Here is an 18,428-nt window from a genome sequence, read left to right as displayed (position 1 = left end):
TCGATTCGCTCACGCTATTTGTCGGGGGGCTCTGCGACGATACTTGGCGTGACGGAGGATACCGGCTATCGATGCGATGCAAAGCGATCGACGCTGTGGGCTCACAGCTCTGGCGAAGCCGGTCACCGGCATCTGCTGGCGGACCATCTCCATGGTACGGCTGAGCTGGCCGCAAGGTTCGCGAAGCCGTTCGGCGGAGAGGCTATCGCACACCGTCTGGGGCTGTTTCACGACGCGGGAAAGGCTTCGTGCGCATGGCAAGCGGGTTTGTTGCGCGCCGAGGCAGCCGGCGGCCGGGTCGGTATCGATCACAAGCTACTCGGAGCCCAACTCGGGATAGACTGTGGCCTGCGCCCGTTCGCGCTTGCCATCGACGGACACCACGGGGGTCTGAGCGCTTGGAGAGACCTCAGGGGCCGACTCGATGGGTTGGATCCCGCCTCACGAGAACGCAACCGGGAAGCTGAGCATCTGCTGCGTTCGGTGCTTCCCGAGCTGTTCAGCGCCGGACCTGTCGAGATTCCGGACGCCTGGCGCGCAGATGAGCTCGTCGCCGAGATGGCATTACGTCTGCTGTTCAGCACGCTGTGCGACGCGGACTTCCTCGATACGGCGGCGCATTTCGCAGCCGCTCCCGTCGCGGTTCGCCCCGATGCGGACTTCGCGGCGCTAAGTGTCCTCTTCGAACACGAGCGCAAGAAGCTGCTCGAGCACCGACCGGCGGCGGCGATCGATTCTGTGCGCGAAGAGGTCTACCGCGAGTGCATCGCTGCCGCCGCGGATCGTCCGGGCATCTATCGTCTCGCCGCTCCCACAGGCGCGGGCAAGACACTCGCATCCGCGGGCTTCGCGCTGCACCACGCCGCCACCCACGGGGCTGGACGCGTCATCGTTGCTGTCCCGTTCCTGACCATCACGGAACAGAACGCAGCGGTCTATCGCTCACTTCTGGACGTAGCCGGAGCCGAGATCGTGTTGGAGCACCACAGCGGCGTGGACCTCGACAGTGGGCAGCGATGGCAGCGGCTGGCCGCGGAGAACTGGGACGCTCCGTTTGTAGTCACTACGACCGTGCGACTGTTTGAGGCGCTGTTCGGACGAAAGCCAGCTGCGATGCGGCGCGTTCATCGGCTCGCTGGTGCGGTGATCATCCTCGACGAGGTGCAAGCTCTGCCGCATCGTCTGCTCGTCCCGATCCTGGACGCGCTTCGCACCCTGGTCGAGCACTTCGGGACCACTGTGCTGTTGACCTCGGCCACTCAACCCGATTTCTGGCACCTTAGCCCGTTCCGTGACCTACCAGCCGTCGACATCATCCCAAAGCCAGCGAAGCTGGTCGCGCAGCTGCGGCGCGTTGTCTTTGATTGGCGCATCGACCCGAGCCCGACGCTGACCCAGGTTGCCGACGAGGCGGCGGAGTGCGGCCAGGCTTTGGTCGTGGTCAACACAACCGCCGACGCCGCAACCGTGTTCAACAGGTGGCGTGAAACTGTCTCGTCTGCCGCGGTGTGGCAACTGTCGACGCGGATGTGCCCCGACCACAGGCGCCGCGTTCTCGCCGCGGTCCACGCATCCCTTGGCGCCGGTGAACCGACACTGCTGGTCTCGACGCAGCTCATCGAGGCCGGGGTCGACGTCGACTTTCCCGTCGTGTACCGCACCCTCGCCCCAGCCGACTCGCTGTTACAGGCGGCCGGACGTGCGAACAGGGAAGGAAATCTCGGCAGGCCGGGCCGGGTGGTCATCGTGGATCCGCAGGACGCCGGCATGCCGCCGCCTTACAACACGCTTGTCAATCTCACCCGGACGCACTTCGGACCGGGCCGGGCCGATCCCGACGATCTCGACGCTCTCCGCAACTACTACCGGTCGGTCTATGGGTCGCTGAACCTTGAAGGCCGTGGCCACCTTGGGCAGCAAATCCAGTTCCATCGCAGGGGGTTTGACTTCCCAGCCGTCACCGACGGACCCCGCGATCCAATCACCCAGATTCCCGACCGCACACAGGCGTTCCGGATGATCGAGGACGACTCGATCGCGGTGGTCACGCCGCAGGCCGTAGCTGACCCGACAACCCGAGAGAACATCGACCGGCTGATGCAAGCGCTGCGAGAGGGCACTCGGCCCGAAAGATCCTGGTTGCGACAGCTCCAGCCTTACGTCACGACCGTGCACCGGTCCGTGCTGCGCCAGCCGGGCGTTATCGCGCTGCTGAGGCCCGTAATAGGTGAACCCGGCGGGCGCGGTGGCCTCGCCGAATGGGTCGGAAGCTACGACCCTGATGTCGGCATTGACCTCGATCCCCGTCCTGAGGAGTTCATCCTGTGAATGTTCCTACCCCTGCACTCGCCCTGCCCCGCAGCTCCGAGGGCCACCCGCCCGTGGTGGTTCAGGTCAAGGGCGATGCTGCCCTGTTCTCCCGGCCGGAGCTGAAGGTTGAACGGGTCACCTACCCGGTGATGACGCCGCCTTCTGCCCGAGGCGTCCTGGAAGCGATCTTCTGGAAGCCCGAGATGCGTTACCGCGTGGCGGCAATCGAGGTCCTCGAGCCGATCCGCAAGTTCTCTATCCGCCGCAACGAGACCTCCCAGATTGTCTCGCTCGACGACGCCCGCCGAGGCAAACGTGTCGACACCGCCGCGCACCGAGATCAGCGCAACGCGATCTGCCTCCGCGACGTCGCCTATCGGATCCACGCCCACATCGAAGTCACGGACCGGGCCACCAAACCCGCCGCCGCCTATCGCGATCAGTTCCGCCGGCGAGTTGCGCGAGGTGCATGCTTCCACCAGCCCTACCTGGGCACCCGCGAGTTCAGCGCCGACTTCGGCGAACCGGACGACACTCCGGCAATCGACCACACCGAGGATCTTGGCGTCATGCTGCACACCATTCACTTCGGCCCGCCCGTGCACATGGAGTGGTTCACAGCACGCCTTGACCGCGGGGTGCTGCACGTGCCGCTTCGTGGTATCGAGGTGCCCGGCGCCAGCGCGAGTGGTGAGGCCTGATGCTGCTCGCCCGTCTCGTGGAGTACGCGCGAACCAGATCCAGTGTTCGTCCGCCATCGTTCTACAGCCCGGCCATTGTCCGCTGGGTCGTCGAGCTGGACGCCGACGGCACCTTGGCCTCCAGCCAGCTCACGCCTCTTTCGGACCCATCCGATCCCGCCCGTCGGCGGGGTGTGGAACATCTCGTGCCGCTCATATACCGCTCCGGCACGGCTCCGCAACCGAGGCTGCTGGTCGATACCGTCGAGTACGCCCTCGGCTGGGCCGCCGACGAGCGGGGCGATAAGGCGGGGAGATATCACGCCACCTTCAGGGATCTCGTCGACCGCTGGTGCGACCACGAGCCGACCGATGCAGCCAAGGCCGTAAGAAAATTCCTGTCCGGCCAGGAGAAAGACCGACTACTCGAGCCAGAGCAGTGGGTGCACAGTGATCTTGTGGCCTATCGGGTCGGCGGGCAGTTCCTCCATGAGACAGAGTCCGCCAAGTCCTTCTGGGCCGCCGAGGCCTCCGGACGCAAGGTCAGCAATCGCGAAGGGATATGCCTGGTATGCGGACGCCAGGAACGGCTGCTCAAGACCATCCCCAAACCACTGCCAGCCCGCTCGGTGCCGGGGACCAGCAGCCAGGCTGCTTTGGTCAGCATCAACAAGGCTACGCACGGCTTCGACCTCCAGAAGCAGCTGGTTCACACCCCGATCTGCATGACCTGCGGGGAACTGTTCATGCATGCTCTGGGGGAACTGCTCGCCGGTTCCTCCAGCACCCCCATCCCCGGCCAGAACACCCGGCTGGCCTGGTGGGTCACCGGGGGTGTCGAGTTCAGTTTGGACGTGCTCGATGATCCCGATCCGGCTCAGGTGGCCGATCTCCTCGGTTCGGCCGCTCGCGGGCGGCCATCGGCTGATCAGGACGTTTCCAAATTCTGTGCTCTCGCGATAGGCGGCAACATCGCCCGAGTCGTCGTCCGCGAATGGATCGAGCTGCCCCTGCCGCAGATCCAGGAGAATTTGTCGAATTGGTTTGGCGACCACGCCATGGTCGACACCTGGACTGGGGAGGTCCACCACAAGGGACTTCGTACACTCGCGTCAGTTTCCGGCCGCTGGATCGCCGGACGCGGAGGGGAGAACGGATCCTATGCGAGGTTCGATGCCCCCGGCGCGGACCGGCCCGAAGGCATCTACGCCGCTTTGACCCGCACAGCTCTGCTCGCAAAGCCGCTGCCGCCGAAGCTACTTGCCCACCTCGTCAACCGCATCCGCAGCGATGGGCGGATCGACACCAGTCGTGTCGCACTGATTCGCCTCGCTTTGCTCCGCCGACCCGGCATCCGAAATCCGGAGGTGTACATGCCCGAACTCAATACCGACAATAACCAACCCGCCTATCTGGCCGGGCGACTGTTCGCAGTGCTCGAGGACATTCAACGATCCGCGGTCCGCGCCCGCGGCGACCAAGCACTCAACGTCACCTTCACCGACCGCTACTTTGCTCGCGCCGTCACCAGCCCCCGGGTCGCTCTGGTAGCCGGGCGCCGCGATGCCCGAGCATGGCTTAAACAGCTCAGGCGGTACCGCCCAACCTGGGCCGCGAAGGCCGAGCAGCAACTCGACGAGCTGTTCGCCCAGATAGCAGACGACGGGATTCCCCACGCCCTCGTCCTAGCAGACCAGGCGACGTTCATCCTCGGTTACCACCAGCAACGCGCAGACACACGGGCTGGCCGCACTTCCCGGGCCGACCGGGTCACCGCAATCGACGATTCCATTGCCGCCAACGAAGGAGCTTCCGCATGACCGCCCACCTCGACCCCTCCGTCCGTCACGATGTCGTGCTGCTGTTCGACGTCACGGACGGCAATCCCAACGGCGACCCCGACGCGGGTAACCAGCCTCGCACCGACGACGAAACCGGCCATGGGCTGATCACTGACGTAGCTATGAAGCGGAAGATCCGCGACATCGTCCCAGAGATCAAGTCCGGCGATCCCCGATACGGCATCTTCGTCGAGGCCGGGCACGCGCTGAATACCCGTATAGAGGAAGCACTCACAGCAACCGAGGGCATCGACGATGCACAGCGCTGGCTGTGCGACCACTACTTCGACGTCCGCATGTTCGGCGCAGTGCTGAGCACCGGCAAAGCCGGCGGAGCCGGCCAGGTCCGCGGACCCCTCCAGCTCACCTTCGCCCGTAGCCTCGACCCCGTTCTACCGAGCGACCACACCATTACCCGGGTCACCCAGACTCGCCAGGAGGACATCGACAAAGGCGAACGCACCGAAATGGGCTCGAAGTGGACCCTTCCCTACGGCCTGTACCAGGCACACGCCTACTACTCCGGGAGCCGCGGCACCAAGACTGGCATCACCGACCAGGACCTGCAGACCCTGTGGACAGCGTTGCTCAACATGTTCGACCACGACCGTTCCGCCACTCGGGGCGACATGAAGATGTGCGGGCTATACGTCTTCAGCCATCAAGACGCCTTCGGCGCGGCCAGCGCGGCCAGTCTTACTAGCCGCGTCCAACTCCGCCGCACCAATGAGGAAAAGCCACCACGACACCACACCGACTACGAGCGAGTCATTCACAACGACGACCTCCCCGATGGTGTCACTTTCACCAAACTCGTCGATCTGTGGCCATGACAGGAATCGCCGACGACGCCACGGAACTGCGAAGTGTCCCACTCGCAGGCCTCGAACACGTCGAGTACTGCGAACGACAAGCTGCCCTAATCCAGATCGAAGGGATCTGGTCGGAGAACATCCACACCGTGCGCGGCGATTTGGTCCACAAAGGCGTCGATCTCCCCGGTGTACGCAGCCGCAAGGGCATCAACGGGATTCGTGCGTTGCCGGTGTTCAGTTCAGAACTCGGTTTGCACGGAGTCTGCGATCTTGTGGAGTTCAGCGGCAACCACGCCGTCCCCGTCGAGTACAAGGCCGGCGCATACCGCGCCGGTGGACCAGCGGACGTTCAGCTCGCGGGACAGGCAGCCTGCCTGACTGGTGCTGGCTTTGCGGTGCCAGTCGGATACGTGTACTCCGCGGCCGATCGACACAGGCACGCCGTGCCGATCACCGATGACCTCCTCGACCGGATGCGCCGAGCCGCCGACCGCCTGCGCGCTCTACTCGAACATGACCAACTCCCGCGAGCACGGAACGACGCACGATGTCGACGCTGCTCCCTCCGGGACGACTGCCTGCCAACCCTTACGCATCGTGCTGACCCGCCAGTGGACCTGTTCACTCCGCGCCCACTTGGGGGTTGGCATGACTGAGTTACTCAACACGCTATACGCGCAGACACCGGGAACCAGTCTTCAACTCGATGGCGACACCGTCAGGATCCGTCACCCCGACCATCCAGGTCGACGGATTCTCCCTCTAGCACGTATCGACCACCTCGTCCTATTCGGTGGAGTCACGACCACCAACGAGTTGCTGCTGCGGTGCGCCGACGACCGCCGAACTGTCAGCTGGCTCACCAGCTTCGGCCGATTCCGTGCCCGGCTGGACGGCCCCACTGTGGGAAACCCTCTACTCCGTCGGGCGCAGCATCGAGCACACGAAGATTCTCAACGTAGGCTCGAGATCGCCCAGGGGATGGTTGCCGGGAAGATCCACAACTCCCGGCAAGTCCTGCTCCGAGCCGCGCGAGACGTTGCGGGACAACGACAGGACGTGCTGAGGGCTGCGGCACAACGTCACGCCGAGACACTTCGTGCCGCCGCACTCGTCCCGCACATGGAAGCGCTGCTCGGAGTGGAAGGTACCGCGGCTCGTGACTACTTCGGTGCCTACCCGGCTCTTTCGACTCGCATCTCTGCACCGTTCGAACGATCGCGACGGCCACCTGTCGACCAGGCCAACTGTGTGCTGTCGTTTCTGTACGGGATGCTGCGGGTCGCCGTTCACGGTGCGTTAGAGCAAGTCGGGCTTGACCCGTACATCGGCTACCTGCACTCCGTCCGAGCTGGCAAACCCGCACTCGCCCTTGACCTCATGGAAGAATTCCGCCCCCTTCTCGCCGATCGACTCGCTCTCACCCTTCTCAACCGCAACGAGGTGCAAGAGAGGGACTTTGAGCACCTACCGAACGGGGCGGTGCGGCTCACCGACGCTGGTCGGCGCACCGTTCTGAATGCGTGGCAACACAGCCGAGAACGTATGTGGCCACACGCACAACTCGACCGCGAGATCCCCGCTGCACTAATCCCTCTCGTTCAGGCACGATTACTCGCCCGGCATTTACGTGGCGACCTCGCCACATACCGACCTTGGACCGTGAACTGACATGGATCTTCTCGTTACTTACGACGTAGACACCACAACTCGAGAAGGGCAAAGACGTTTACGACGGGTCGCCAAAATATGCGAGGCCTATGGGCACCGAGTTCAGAAATCAGTGTTCGAAGTCGTGTGCCGTGATACCGACGAATTGCGCCTGATCGCTACGCTCCGCGCAACAATCGACCACGAGCGTGACAGCATTCGCCTCTACTCACTGCCATCTGGTGCACTCGACGAAGTTGAACACCTCGGAGTATCACGGGAGATCGACCCGCGGGGACCCATAGTGATCTAGGAACCGGAAGTGGGCGCGCAACCGGCGGGGGCGCCTAGGCAAAGAGCGGACGATTCGGGCGCCAGCAGGCGCTAGAGGCCAATATCATATGAACCCTGACGTGACCTCGCTGGTCACAGACGGCAGCATCGGTCCCTCGGGGCCGATGAGGATCGCAACGAGGTCTCGGTGGTGCCGATCGGCGCGAACCAGGAGACGCAGCATCGGTCCCTCGGGGCCGATGAGGATCGCAACGCGAAGTCTTCGCAGGCCAAGAACTGCACATCCGTCATGCAGCATCGGTCCCTCGGGGCCGATGAGGATCGCAACTTCGGGCTCTTCGACCACAGCAGGCCGAGGCGTTCTTCGACCACAGCAGGCCGAGGCGTTTGGCCCAGCAGCATCGGTCCCTCGGGGCCGATGAGGATCGCAACCCTGCTCGATCGCGGCGAGGAGCACGGACCCTCTCACTGCAGCATCGGTCCCTCGGGGCCGATGAGGATCGCAACACCTGGGGGACCGGCCCGGAGAGATATGACAACGACTGCAGCATCGGTCCCTCGGGGCCGATGAGGATCGCAACCGGTGGTGGGGTGAGGGCCTTGCCTGCACGCTCGCGTGCAGCATCGGTCCCTCGGGGCCGATGAGGATCGCAACACCAACGGCGACGGCGATTGGACACCGGAGTCCCCGAGCAGCATCGGTCCCTCGGGGCCGATGAGGATCGCAACCTCTATCCGATCCCGGCGGGGCAGCGGCGGACCGACTTGCAGCATCGGTCCCTCGGGGCCGATGAGGATCGCAACCACAATGCTCACGTCCATTGCGCCACCATCCAATCCAGCAGCATCGGTCCCTCGGGGCCGATGAGGATCGCAACGCGCCCCCCTGAGGGTCCGTGTACCACCCCGCGTTCGGCGGCAGCATCGGTCCCTCGGGGCCGATGAGGATCGCAACGGGCACAGCGACACGCATGTCCCACTCCAGATCGCAGGCAGCATCGGTCCCTCGGGGCCGATGAGGATCGCAACGGTGACCTGCTGGTCGGAATGATGCCGGGTCTGACTGCAGCATCGGTCCCTCGGGGCCGATGAGGATCGCAACCGCAGTCGCACACGAGCATCAGGCCACCTCCTCGATGAGGAGCAGCATCGGTCCCTCGGGGCCGATGAGGATCGCAACCCCCGGAGAGTGCGGGAGTTGATCGAGGCCCGTGCGGGCAGCATCGGTCCCTCGGGGCCGATGAGGATCGCAACGCCGAGCCAGCCGTTGTCGCAGTCATGCGATGGGGGGCAGCATCGGCCCCTCGGGGCCGATGAGGATCGCAACCGGTGCCTCAGCCCACGCTGCCGGGTTGACGATCATGCAGCATCGGCCCCTCGGGGCCGATGAGGATCGCAACGCCGAGCCAGCCGTTGTCGCAGTCATGCGATGGGGGGCAGCATCGGCCCCTCGGGGCCGATGAGGATCGCAACACAATCGCTGGCGACAACCACAGAGACTGATGGGAAGCAGCATCGGCCCCTCGGGGCCGATGAGGATCGCAACGTCGAGGGTGTCAACCTGGTGGACGGGAGTGTCGAGGGCAGCATCGGCCCCTCGGGGCCGATGAGGATCGCAACGCATGGCCCGCTTCCCTCAGGCCACCGCGCAACGATGCAGCATCGGCCCCTCGGGGCCGATGAGGATCGCAACTTTGCCGTCTGACCTGCGGTTCAGCTCGATTCGGCGGATGGCAGCATCGGCCCCTCGGGGCCGATGAGGATCGCAACCGTGAAGTTCCTCGGCGCCAATGCCGTGCGCACGCAGGCAGGCAGCATCGGCCCCTCGGGGCCGATGAGGATCGCAACGATCACTTCGACAACCGTGCGGGAGACCCGAACCTGGCAGCATCGGCCCCTCGGGGCCGATGAGGATCGCAACTCGCGGGTGTATTCGTGCCCTTGCGGGCAGTGAGTGAGCAGCATCGGCCCCTCGGGGCCGATGAGGATCGCAACCCGATTCTTCTGCGGCGACGGACTAGCGTCGTCGGCCTGCAGCATCGGCCCCTCGGGGCCGATGAGGATCGCAACGTCGTTTCCAGACCCCATTCTTCCGGGACACCCAGCGCAGCATCGGCCCCTCGGGGCCGATGAGGATCGCAACGCGCAGAACCTGTCCGTGGTCGGCTACCGCACCGCCAGCAGCATCGGCCCCTCGGGGCCGATGAGGATCGCAACCTGGGGGAGTCGAAGAAGGCCACCTACCGCGGCACGGCAGCATCGGCCCCTCGGGGCCGATGAGGATCGCAACGCGGTCGTTTGGCGTTCTGGACGCGGAAGTGCTGGCAGCATCGGCCCCTCGGGGCCGATGAGGATCGCAACGAATCACCCTGGCTCAAAGTCCCCGAGGCCGCACAGGCAGCATCGGCCCCTCGGGGCCGATGAGGATCGCAACGAGGCCCGCGAGACCGTCATGAATCACACGTGGGGATGCAGCATCGGCCCCTCGAGGCCGATGAGGATCGCAACACCGTCGTACGAAACGACTTACTCAACAACGATGAACGCAGCAAGATCGGCGGCACGGGGCACGCGACTACGCGGCTGGCGCAGCATCCCCGGCCCTCTAAGCAAGCGTGAAGCCCCTTTACCCCGTCCCCCGGGACGTCGGTAGCGCTGGCCAGTGCGGCCATTCGGACGGCCAGGTCTGCCGCGCCAGCGGGAAACCGAGACAGTCCCCTCACGCGCCTTCACGCGCGCCCCTGAGTGATTGACACCCCAGCCTCGTGGCAAAATCTCGCGCTTACCTCGAAGTTGCGCACCAGGGGAACGTCCCAAACATGAGCAGGGGCCTGTTCCGCCAGCGCGACGTCCGGGTGCTCCGATTCCCTTGACCACTTCCTCTTGGGGTGGGTCCGGAGATCAATTTCCCAGGTCACAGGGCCCTCGTGTAGCCTGCAAAGGTTGCTGACGCAACGACCCTCCTGCCACGGACAGCCCGTGGCCGTTTCACAGTCCATAGGAGGTGATGAGGTCTTATGCGTCATTACGAATTGATGGTCATCCTGGACCCCAGCCTGGACGAGCGCACTGTCGCCCCGTCGCTGGATACGTTCCTCAACGTCGTCCGTCAGGACGGCGGCAATGTCGACAAGGTCGATGTGTGGGGCAAGCGGCGTCTCGCGTACGAGATCGAAAAGCACAGCGAAGGCATCTACGCGGTCATCGACATCACTGCCGAGCCGGCCACCGTCAACGAGCTCGACCGTCAGCTCGGTCTGAACGAGTCGGTGCTCCGCACGAAGGTCCTGCGCCAGGGCAAGTGATTCCCGTTTGATTCGGGCCTGGGCGTCGGGGCAGCTGTTTGTCCCCGCGAGCACCTAGGCTCTCGAACAACAGGAACTCCACACACTGCAGGAGGAACCACATGGCAGGCGACACCGTCATCACCGTCATCGGAAACCTGACGGCTGATCCCGAGCTTCGTTTCACCCCGTCGGGTGCAGCGGTCGCGAACTTCACTGTCGCGTCCACGCCTCGCATCTTCGACCGTCAGACCAACGAATGGAAAGACGGCGAGGCTCTGTTCTTGCGTTGCAACATCTGGCGCGAGGCGGCGGAGAACGTGGCGGAGAGCTTGACCCGCGGCTCGCGAGTGATCGTGAGTGGACGGCTCAAGCAGCGCTCCTTCGAAACTCGTGAAGGTGAGAAGCGCACTGTCGTCGAGCTCGAGGTCGACGAGATCGGCCCGTCGCTCCGTTACGCCACGGCGAAGATCAACAAGGTCAGCCGTGGTGGTGGCGGGGGCGGCTTCGGTGGCTCCTCCGGCGGATCCGGCGGCGGACGTCCGGCATCCAGCAACTACAGCCAAGGCGGAGACGATCCGTGGAACACCGCTTCGCAGGCGGGTTCCTACGGAGGCTCCCAAGGCTCCGACGACGAACCGCCGTTCTGATCCGTACCCGATCGGAACATCCAGAAAACGAGGAAAGACATGCCGAAGGCGCCGCTGCGCGACAAGGTTATGAAGAAGAAGGTCTGCACGTTCTGCAAGGAAAAGAACACGCAGATCGACTACAAGGACACGACGCTGCTGCGTAAGTACGTCAGCGACCGCGGCAAGATCCGCGCACGCCGTGTCACCGGCAACTGTGTCCAGCATCAGCGGGACGTCGCGGTGGCCGTGAAGAACTCGCGTGAGGTGGCCCTGCTGCCTTACGTCTCGACGGCTCGCTAAGGAAAGGGAGGACGACATGAAGCTGATCCTCACCGCTGACGTGGACAACCTCGGTGCGCCCGGCGACACCGTTGAGGTCAAGGACGGCTACGGCCGCAACTACCTGCTCCCCCGCGGCCTGGCCATCGTTGCCACCCGTGGTGCCCAGAAGCAGGTCGACGGCATCCGTCGCGCCCAGGAGGCGCGCGCGGTCCGCGGTCTCGACCACGCCAAGGAGCTCAAGGCCGCGATCGAGGGTCTCGAGGGCGTGTCCCTGTCGGTGAAGACCTCCGCCGCGGGCAAGCTGTTCGGTTCCGTCACCGCTACCGACGTCGCGGGCGCCATCAAGGCTGCCGGCGGCCCGGTTGTCGACAAGCGGAACCTCGAGCTGCCGAAGGCTCACATCAAGAACACTGGCAAGCACTTGATCGTGGTCAACCTCCACCCCGAGGTTGCCGCCAAGTTCCACCTGAACGTCGTCGCCGCGTAGGCGACACTTTCGGTCGAAGGGCCCCGTGGACATCGCGTCCACGGGGCCCTTCGTGTGGCTACGAAAGCCCTGTGGATAGACTCACCACCCAGGTGCACCTGCAGTGACCCCGGTCATACTCCGTTCAACTGTTCGTCACCCAACACGCCCGGGTTGTCAACTCGGGCGACACGCCGGAGGGACTTAAATCCACAGGGGTGTGATTGAAAATACCCCCCACCACCTGCGGATTCTTCCCGCGGGTCTTCGTTCGTCACCAGTTCATCCCCAGTTATCCCCAGACGGTCAACACTCGTTCGAGCCGCGTCCCCAATTCATCCACAGTGGTGTCCACAGGGCGGTTTGGCGAGAGGCGTTTCCGGTCCTACCGTCGTCGCGAGTGTGTCTTTCGAACCGTCCGCGAGGCGGCACGGTTTTGTCGGGGTATGCGGGTACAAAGAGTGTGGAGACAGCGACAGACAGTGTTTGACGCAGTCCGTGCCATTGTTCGAGCTGCGCGCAGATCGGCGTCGAGTGCTCGTCGCGGGGAAGGCGGTCGCGTTGGCGGTTGTGGATGATCGTGGTCATTCCGAGTACCCGGGACCCCCGGGGGAGTCGAGCGAGGAGTTCGGTCGGCAGCCTCCGCACGACATGGTCGCCGAGCAGTCGGTGCTCGGCGGCATGCTGCTCAGCAAGGACGCAATTGCCGACGTCCTAGAGGTGCTACGCCCTGGAGACTTCTACCGTCCCGCGCACCAGGCGGTGTACGACTCGATCCTCGACCTCTACGGCCGCGGCGAGCCGGCCGACCCGGTGACTGTCTCCGCGGAACTCGAGCGACGCGGAGAACTCCGGCGCATCGGTGGTGCCCCCTACCTTGTCACCCTCACACAGACAGTCCCCACCGCAGCGAACGCGGCGTACTACGCCGAGATCGTGGCCGAGAAGTCGGTACTGCGCCGGCTGGTCGAGGCCGGCACCCGCATCGTGCAGTACGGGTACTCCGGTGCCGACGGTCAGGACGTCGCCGAGGTCGTCGATCGGGCGCAGGCGGAGATCTTCGAGGTCACCGAGCGGCGCACCACCGAGGACTTCATCCCGCTCGAGGAACTGCTGCAGCCGACGATGGACGAGATCGACTCCATCGCCAGTCGCGGCGGCATCTCCCTGGGTGTTCCCACCGGGTTCAGCGAACTCGACCAGGTCACCAACGGCCTGCACCCTGGGCAGATGATCATCGTGGCGGCGAGGCCGGGCGTCGGCAAATCTACAATCGGATTAGATTTCATGCGTTCGTGCTCGATCAGGAACAGCATGGCGAGCGTCGTGTTCTCGCTCGAAATGAGCCGGACCGAGATCGTGATGCGACTGCTGTCGGCGGAGGCGAAGATCAAGCTCGCGGACATGCGTTCGGGCAGGATGTCCGACGAAGACTGGACGCGGCTGGCGCGGCGGATGAGTGAGATCAGCGAGGCGCCGCTGTTCATCGACGACTCCCCCAACCTGACGATGATGGAGATCCGCGCGAAGGCGCGCCGGCTCAAGCAGAAGCACGACATCCGCCTCATCGTGATCGACTACCTGCAGCTGATGTCGTCGGGCAAGAAGTTCGAGTCCCGCCAGCAGGAAGTCTCCGAGTTCTCCCGTAGCCTCAAGCTGCTCGCGAAGGAACTCGAGGTGCCGGTGGTCGCGATCTGTCAGCTCAACCGTGGTCCCGAACAGCGAACCGACAAGCGCCCCCAGGTCTCCGACCTCCGCGAGTCCGGTTCGCTCGAGCAGGACGCGGACATGGTCATGCTGCTGCACCGCCCTGACGCGTTCGAGCGGGACGATCCGCGCGGCGGCGAGGCCGACATCATCCTCGGCAAGCACCGTGGCGGACCGACGGCGAATATCACTGTCGCGCACCAGTTGCACTACTCGCGTTTCGTGGATATGGCGCGGGGCTGAGGTAGATGGCGGTGTTTTCGCGCCGTTAGGTGGCGCGCAAATACCGCGACCGGGGCATGAGTGCCGTCGAGATCGGAAAGCTCACAGGCATGTCCCGCGCCACCGTGTACCGGCTACTCGCCACCGTCGAGACGGAAACTACCAGCCGACCTCTAACTGGAAATGGGTGCGGGCCGATACCGAAACTATTCACGGCGGCGATCACCCCGCAGGCTCCTCGCGGTTGAGTGCGCGACGGACGAGTCGGTTGAGTTCGGCATACCACGAAATCCGTTTCCACTGAGGTGATCCCATTCGAAACTCGCCGATCCTGAGACGATCAACACCCGAACGCCCGGCCCGTACCCCTTGCGGCCGGGCGCTCGTCTCCCCACGACCCAGCCACGGGATAAGAGGGCAAGCCAGCGCGTAGCGGTGGCGCGGCAGCAGTGACGCACATCGCCGACCGGGGTCCGCACGCTTCCGGTCCCGAGCCACACTTCCGCGGGCTCCGAGGTCCACTGAACCCGAAAACGACTCTGGAACCAGGTGGACTCAGAATCGAGAACCGGTCACCTGCTCTGTTTTTGCTGCCTTGGGGTGCACACTTGTGTGATGGGAACCGGGGCGGGGCGTGTGAACCCGAAGTGGGAGTTCGAGCACTACACCGCCGTCGTCCCCACACCTGAGTCCCGAAAAGGCATCGCAGCGTTCCCCAAACAGATCCGGGCCGCCAAACCTTGGCTCGCCGAACTCGAACAACGGGTCAAAGCCAACCTCAGCGACAAACCCCTGGTCCTCGTATGGGGCACCAAGGACCCCGTCTTCCGCGGCATCCTCCAGCACTGGGAGACAGCGTTCCCCCAGGCCGCGGTCATCCGGCTGGACACTGCCAGCCCCTATCTCCAAGAAGACGAACCCGAACGGATCGCCGAGGCCATCGCCAACGCCTACAGCCCCAACAACACCTAGGAACCAGCATGGAACTCGCAATGCGAATCATCGTCGGCCTACTCGCCGTCCCCCTCGTCGCCCTCGGCCTCAGATCCATGTTCATGCCGACAAACATGGGCGAGGCCGTAGGACTGTCACCGGTCGGGATACCCGGACTCAGCGAGATCCGAAGTGTGCTCGGCGGGTTCTTCCTGGCCTGTGTCACGATGCTCGTCGTGGGGCTCGCGGCCGATGAGACCCTCTGGTTTCTCGCAGTCGCAATTCTGATGGGGGCTGCAGCAATCGGTCGCATCGTAGGGATCGTGGCCGACGGGTTCGACAAGGCAGTCCTGCCACCGCTGCTCATCGAGCTCGTGATCGGCGCCCTGCTCGTAGCCGCACACTTCGTCCTCAACTAAGGTTCGCCTGCCCAGCAAACCAGGCGCCCGCTGGCGGCGAAGGCCGCCGTGATCGGAGAGCGGGAACGACGGGTCGGTCGCATCACCGCCGACGTTGTCGAGCCCGGGCCGCAGCACGCTCGTCGTTGGCGCCACTTGACGACGTGAGAACACCGCCACCTATCGCCGCGAGTCACATCGCCCAGATTTGTCTCTCACGGTTCAAATTCGGTCGTTTACGGAACACCCTCGCCGCGACGCGCACTCACAGGTCAATCTCGGCGTCGCGGGCCGCCGCCCGCCGCTGTCGCCGCGGCCTCCCCCGCCGCCGAGGAGTGGTCCGCTCCCAGCAGGCAAACGCCGGGACCCTACAACGGGTCATTGGCTCGTTGTCAGCACCCTGGCATCACCTCGAGGTTGGCTCTCCTGATTTGATGCCCTCATGGAATCCTCACGGCCCGCTGGCTGGTATCCCGACCCCTCCGGCAAGCACGACGAGCGGTACTAGGACGGCACTCGATGGACCAACGGCACGCGCTCCCGCCCACAGCAGCGAAACACGAAGTTCTTCAAGGTATACCGCGAGAGCCCGTCTTCGAACATTGAGACGGCTCTCGGCGCACTAGCACTCGTTGGGATATTCCTCCTCCCTATAGTGCTGCTCCTCCTCGACGTCACGGCCGGCCCGATCGCCTGTGGCAGTGTGTCCAACGGCTTTGACACGCCTTTCGCCAACACCCAGCTCTGCGCGGATGCATGGGAGAGGCGCATCAACTGGGTGATCGTGTCCGTGGTGGCCGGGATCGGCTGCTGGATCCTCGGCGCGTTCCACGCATTCTTGAGGCGGGACTCAACGAAGGAGGAGCAGGCTTGAGAGTGGCGAGGGCACGCTGCCCGAATTTCGCGAGTAGCTACGCGCGGCGGCGTTCAGCTCCGCTCGTTGCACCTAGATTAGCGAGACCCCTCGACACGCCCGAGGTCCGTCAAACTGCACCGGCGAGTCCCGTTAATCTTCGCTGCATCTCGACATAGTTGTCGAGATGCAGCGAAGATTAGCGAGACACGCCCTGCTACTTTGACGGATCCCGCGCCAGTCGCCGACGCCCGTCCAAGTAGGTGCACGGTGTGCGGCCCGGGGGTTGGAGTTTCACGTGACAGGCAGTCTCGGTGGCTGTGGCCAGGTCCCCTCAGCCGGCTTGGATCTCGGTGAGCTGTGTCACTCGTCGTTCTTCAGTTGCTAGCGTTTCGGCGAGGCCAGGAGACGAACCGCCACAAGCGTTGCAGCTAAGAAGATTAGCCCCACGAGGAACATCAGCACGAAGTTGGTCCAGGACTGGTTCGCCACACCAATGGCGACCGAACTTATCGTCAGACTCACCAACCCAGCGGTCAGGCCGCGGACCTCGTTCTTCCTCAATGCACGCATTCGAACGAGGGTAGGGGGTTGGGCCATCCATGTAGTTGATCTCGAGCTCGCCATTCTCTTCAGTCGAATCTGTAGAGCGTGCGCAAAAGCCATTCACGGCAAGGTGCGCGGCGCGAACATCGCGGAACTCGACAGCGGCGGCCGGGCGCAATTGTCGAGGTGCAGCGAAGAGTAGGCGAAATGCGCGTCCGGCCGAGACAATCGAGCACGTGGTGGCCGGTGAGCGAATCAAACCGGGACGACGCACCGCGGATCGACACCGGTTACATCCCGGGGTCCGGATAGTGTGAGGGTCCATGAGCGCCATTCCGAGTCACTGGATTCCACACCGCCGTGAGGACGGTGAAGTTGTCGGTTGGATCGACCTGGACTCTCAGGCGCCTGACCTGATCCCCGTCGATCGTCTGGGCCGGCCCCTCGAACCAGTTCCCGACTGGCCCGCCGCGGAGGAAGCACTCGAGAAGCGTGGCATGGGTTTTCTGCTGAATCGGTTCCACTACCGCGGACACACTGTGAGAATCCGGCAGCTCTACGAGGACCGTGTCATTGTGTCTACCGCAGTCTCCGATGCCGTCGGCGATGTCGGCGAAGAGTTCACGCTTCCATTCCCTGCTGGGACAGAGCTCACCGATATGCAAGCTCGCTGAGGGGACCTGGCCACAGCCGCCGAGACTGCCTCTCCCGTGCATCTCGACCACAACAACGGCACCGCGAGCGGTGACCCATCCATCTCGCGGTGCCGTCGGCGCTGGAGCTCACTGCCTCCTACGAACGGAACTCTCCAGTTGCGCTCTCCAACCATTCCGCTGCGGCAGCGTGATCGGCTGTTCGAGGAGCGGTCAGAATGATGCGGTTGCCGTCGGGATCAGTGATCGTGAGATCCGTCGTGAACCAGGGGGTGTCCGTCGGGCCCTCGACGGTCCCCGCGAGGTCAGGCATTCCTGCCAGCGCATCCGCCCGGGCGGCGAGGTCGTCGGCGCCGGCAGCGAACGACACCGTGACGCTACCGGTGACCGCCTCGCCCTGCGTGAGCAGCACATCCTGGTACTTCTCGCGCCGCAGGTGAATCAACTGAACTCCGGTGGGTCCGGGAATCGAAGCCAGGGTGATGAACCCAACCTGGTTGTAGAACCTCGCGCTGGTGTCGAGATCGCGCACCAGGAACGACGCGAACATGGGCATGGGATAGATCGAGCGGTCGATAGCCGCTTCCGTTGAGATCGTCATGACTCCAGCCTCCAACTTGACGCCGCGTAAAGGTCAAGTCCCGCAGCGCGGGCGTCGGTGAAGATTCCGAACAGCGGCGAGCCCGAGTGGGAAGAGTCGAATCGTCTCCTGAACTGCTGAGAAGTAGGTCGATCGGGCTTCGATGGCGCCAGCCGCGACCGCTTCGGTGCATTGATCCGACCGCGACGGAATGAGAATCTTTCCGAAACTCGGTCAGGCGGAGCCCTCTTAGCGGTTAAATCTAACGACCAACGAACGAGC

At 64.2% G+C, this 18,428-nt stretch carries 19 protein-coding genes and 1 CRISPR repeat array; of the genes, 18 read left to right on the top strand and 1 reads right to left on the bottom strand.

The annotated features are described in order from the left end of the window. Positions 1–48 precede the first annotated feature (48 nt). From cas3 to EGT50_RS10980, 18 genes are all read left to right on the top strand, one after another. Positions 49–2,328, top strand: coding sequence for a CRISPR-associated helicase Cas3' (cas3, locus tag EGT50_RS11070; RefSeq protein WP_206615799.1), 2,280 nt, complete (start codon positions 49–51; stop codon positions 2,326–2,328). Further along, positions 2,325–3,011, top strand: a complete 687-nt coding sequence (gene cas5c / locus EGT50_RS11065) for a type I-C CRISPR-associated protein Cas5c (protein WP_206615798.1) — start codon at positions 2,325–2,327, stop codon at positions 3,009–3,011. The genes cas3 and cas5c overlap by 4 nt, the downstream gene beginning before the upstream one ends. Continuing rightward, on the top strand, positions 3,011–4,810 hold the full coding sequence (cas8c, locus tag EGT50_RS11060; protein ID WP_127954406.1) for a type I-C CRISPR-associated protein Cas8c/Csd1: 1,800 nt from the start codon (positions 3,011–3,013) through the stop codon (positions 4,808–4,810). The genes cas5c and cas8c overlap by 1 nt, the downstream gene beginning before the upstream one ends. Beyond that, a complete protein-coding gene (cas7c, locus tag EGT50_RS11055; RefSeq protein WP_127954403.1) occupies positions 4,807–5,664 on the top strand; it encodes a type I-C CRISPR-associated protein Cas7/Csd2 in 858 nt (285 codons plus the stop codon). The genes cas8c and cas7c overlap by 4 nt, the downstream gene beginning before the upstream one ends. Then, the gene (gene cas4, locus EGT50_RS11050) at positions 5,661–6,302 is read left to right on the top strand and encodes a CRISPR-associated protein Cas4 (protein WP_127954913.1); all 642 of its coding nucleotides are present in this window, start codon (positions 5,661–5,663) and stop codon (positions 6,300–6,302) included. Before cas7c ends, cas4 begins: the two co-directional genes overlap by 4 nt. Further along, positions 6,295–7,317 carry a type I-C CRISPR-associated endonuclease Cas1c gene (gene cas1c / locus EGT50_RS11045; RefSeq protein ID WP_127954400.1) on the top strand — a complete coding sequence of 341 codons (1,023 nt, stop codon included), beginning with the start codon at positions 6,295–6,297 and terminating at the stop codon, positions 7,315–7,317. The genes cas4 and cas1c overlap by 8 nt, the downstream gene beginning before the upstream one ends. A gap of 1 nt (position 7,318) precedes the next feature. Then, a complete protein-coding gene (gene cas2, locus EGT50_RS11040) occupies positions 7,319–7,609 on the top strand; it encodes a CRISPR-associated endonuclease Cas2 (RefSeq protein ID WP_127954396.1) in 291 nt (96 codons plus the stop codon). 122 nt (positions 7,610–7,731) lie between these two features. Beyond that, positions 7,732–10,098: a CRISPR direct-repeat array (repeat unit 37 nt; unit sequence GCAGCATCGGCCCCTCGGGGCCGATGAGGATCGCAAC). Between the two features lie 509 nt (positions 10,099–10,607). Further along, on the top strand, positions 10,608–10,895 hold the full coding sequence (rpsF, locus tag EGT50_RS11035) for a 30S ribosomal protein S6 (RefSeq protein ID WP_127947541.1): 288 nt from the start codon (positions 10,608–10,610) through the stop codon (positions 10,893–10,895). Between the two features lie 101 nt (positions 10,896–10,996). Next, a complete protein-coding gene (locus EGT50_RS11030; RefSeq protein WP_127954393.1) occupies positions 10,997–11,524 on the top strand; it encodes a single-stranded DNA-binding protein in 528 nt (175 codons plus the stop codon). Between the two features lie 39 nt (positions 11,525–11,563). Then, positions 11,564–11,806 (top strand): 30S ribosomal protein S18, encoded by a 243-nt coding sequence (gene rpsR / locus EGT50_RS11025; protein ID WP_127954391.1) that lies wholly within the window; start codon positions 11,564–11,566, stop codon positions 11,804–11,806. 16 nt (positions 11,807–11,822) lie between these two features. Next, positions 11,823–12,275 (top strand): 50S ribosomal protein L9, encoded by a 453-nt coding sequence (rplI, locus tag EGT50_RS11020; protein ID WP_127954388.1) that lies wholly within the window; start codon positions 11,823–11,825, stop codon positions 12,273–12,275. Positions 12,276–12,815: 540 nt separating this feature from the next. Continuing rightward, positions 12,816–14,204, top strand: a complete 1,389-nt coding sequence (gene dnaB / locus EGT50_RS11015; RefSeq protein WP_127954911.1) for a replicative DNA helicase — start codon at positions 12,816–12,818, stop codon at positions 14,202–14,204. A gap of 56 nt (positions 14,205–14,260) precedes the next feature. Then, complete coding sequence (locus tag EGT50_RS17405; RefSeq protein ID WP_127947557.1) at positions 14,261–14,431, top strand: helix-turn-helix domain-containing protein; 171 nt, start codon at positions 14,261–14,263, stop codon at positions 14,429–14,431. A gap of 367 nt (positions 14,432–14,798) precedes the next feature. Further along, positions 14,799–15,155, top strand: a complete 357-nt coding sequence (locus EGT50_RS11005; protein WP_127954384.1) for a hypothetical protein — start codon at positions 14,799–14,801, stop codon at positions 15,153–15,155. Between the two features lie 8 nt (positions 15,156–15,163). Continuing rightward, entirely contained in the window at positions 15,164–15,535 is a 372-nt protein-coding gene (locus EGT50_RS11000) for a DUF4345 family protein (protein ID WP_127947558.1), read from the top strand. A gap of 421 nt (positions 15,536–15,956) precedes the next feature. Next, positions 15,957–16,022 carry a DUF2510 domain-containing protein gene (locus EGT50_RS17400; RefSeq protein WP_127954909.1) on the top strand — a complete coding sequence of 22 codons (66 nt, stop codon included), beginning with the start codon at positions 15,957–15,959 and terminating at the stop codon, positions 16,020–16,022. 147 nt (positions 16,023–16,169) lie between these two features. Continuing rightward, positions 16,170–16,388 carry a hypothetical protein gene (locus EGT50_RS10990; RefSeq protein WP_127954381.1) on the top strand — a complete coding sequence of 73 codons (219 nt, stop codon included), beginning with the start codon at positions 16,170–16,172 and terminating at the stop codon, positions 16,386–16,388. Between the two features lie 848 nt (positions 16,389–17,236). Beyond that, positions 17,237–17,587, top strand: coding sequence for a hypothetical protein (locus EGT50_RS10980; protein WP_127954375.1), 351 nt, complete (start codon positions 17,237–17,239; stop codon positions 17,585–17,587). Between the two features lie 118 nt (positions 17,588–17,705). Here EGT50_RS10980 and EGT50_RS10975 read toward each other — a convergent pair whose 3' ends face one another. Next, complete coding sequence (locus EGT50_RS10975; RefSeq protein ID WP_127954372.1) at positions 17,706–18,167, bottom strand: VOC family protein; 462 nt, start codon at positions 18,165–18,167, stop codon at positions 17,706–17,708. Positions 18,168–18,428: the final 261 nt, after the last annotated feature.

Source organism: Rhodococcus xishaensis, from assembly GCF_004011825.1.
Taxonomy (GTDB): Bacteria; Actinomycetota; Actinomycetes; order Mycobacteriales; family Mycobacteriaceae; genus Prescottella; species Prescottella xishaensis.
The sequence above is the reverse complement of the archived record's forward strand: the minus strand, read 5'-3'. Positions and strand labels throughout refer to the sequence as shown.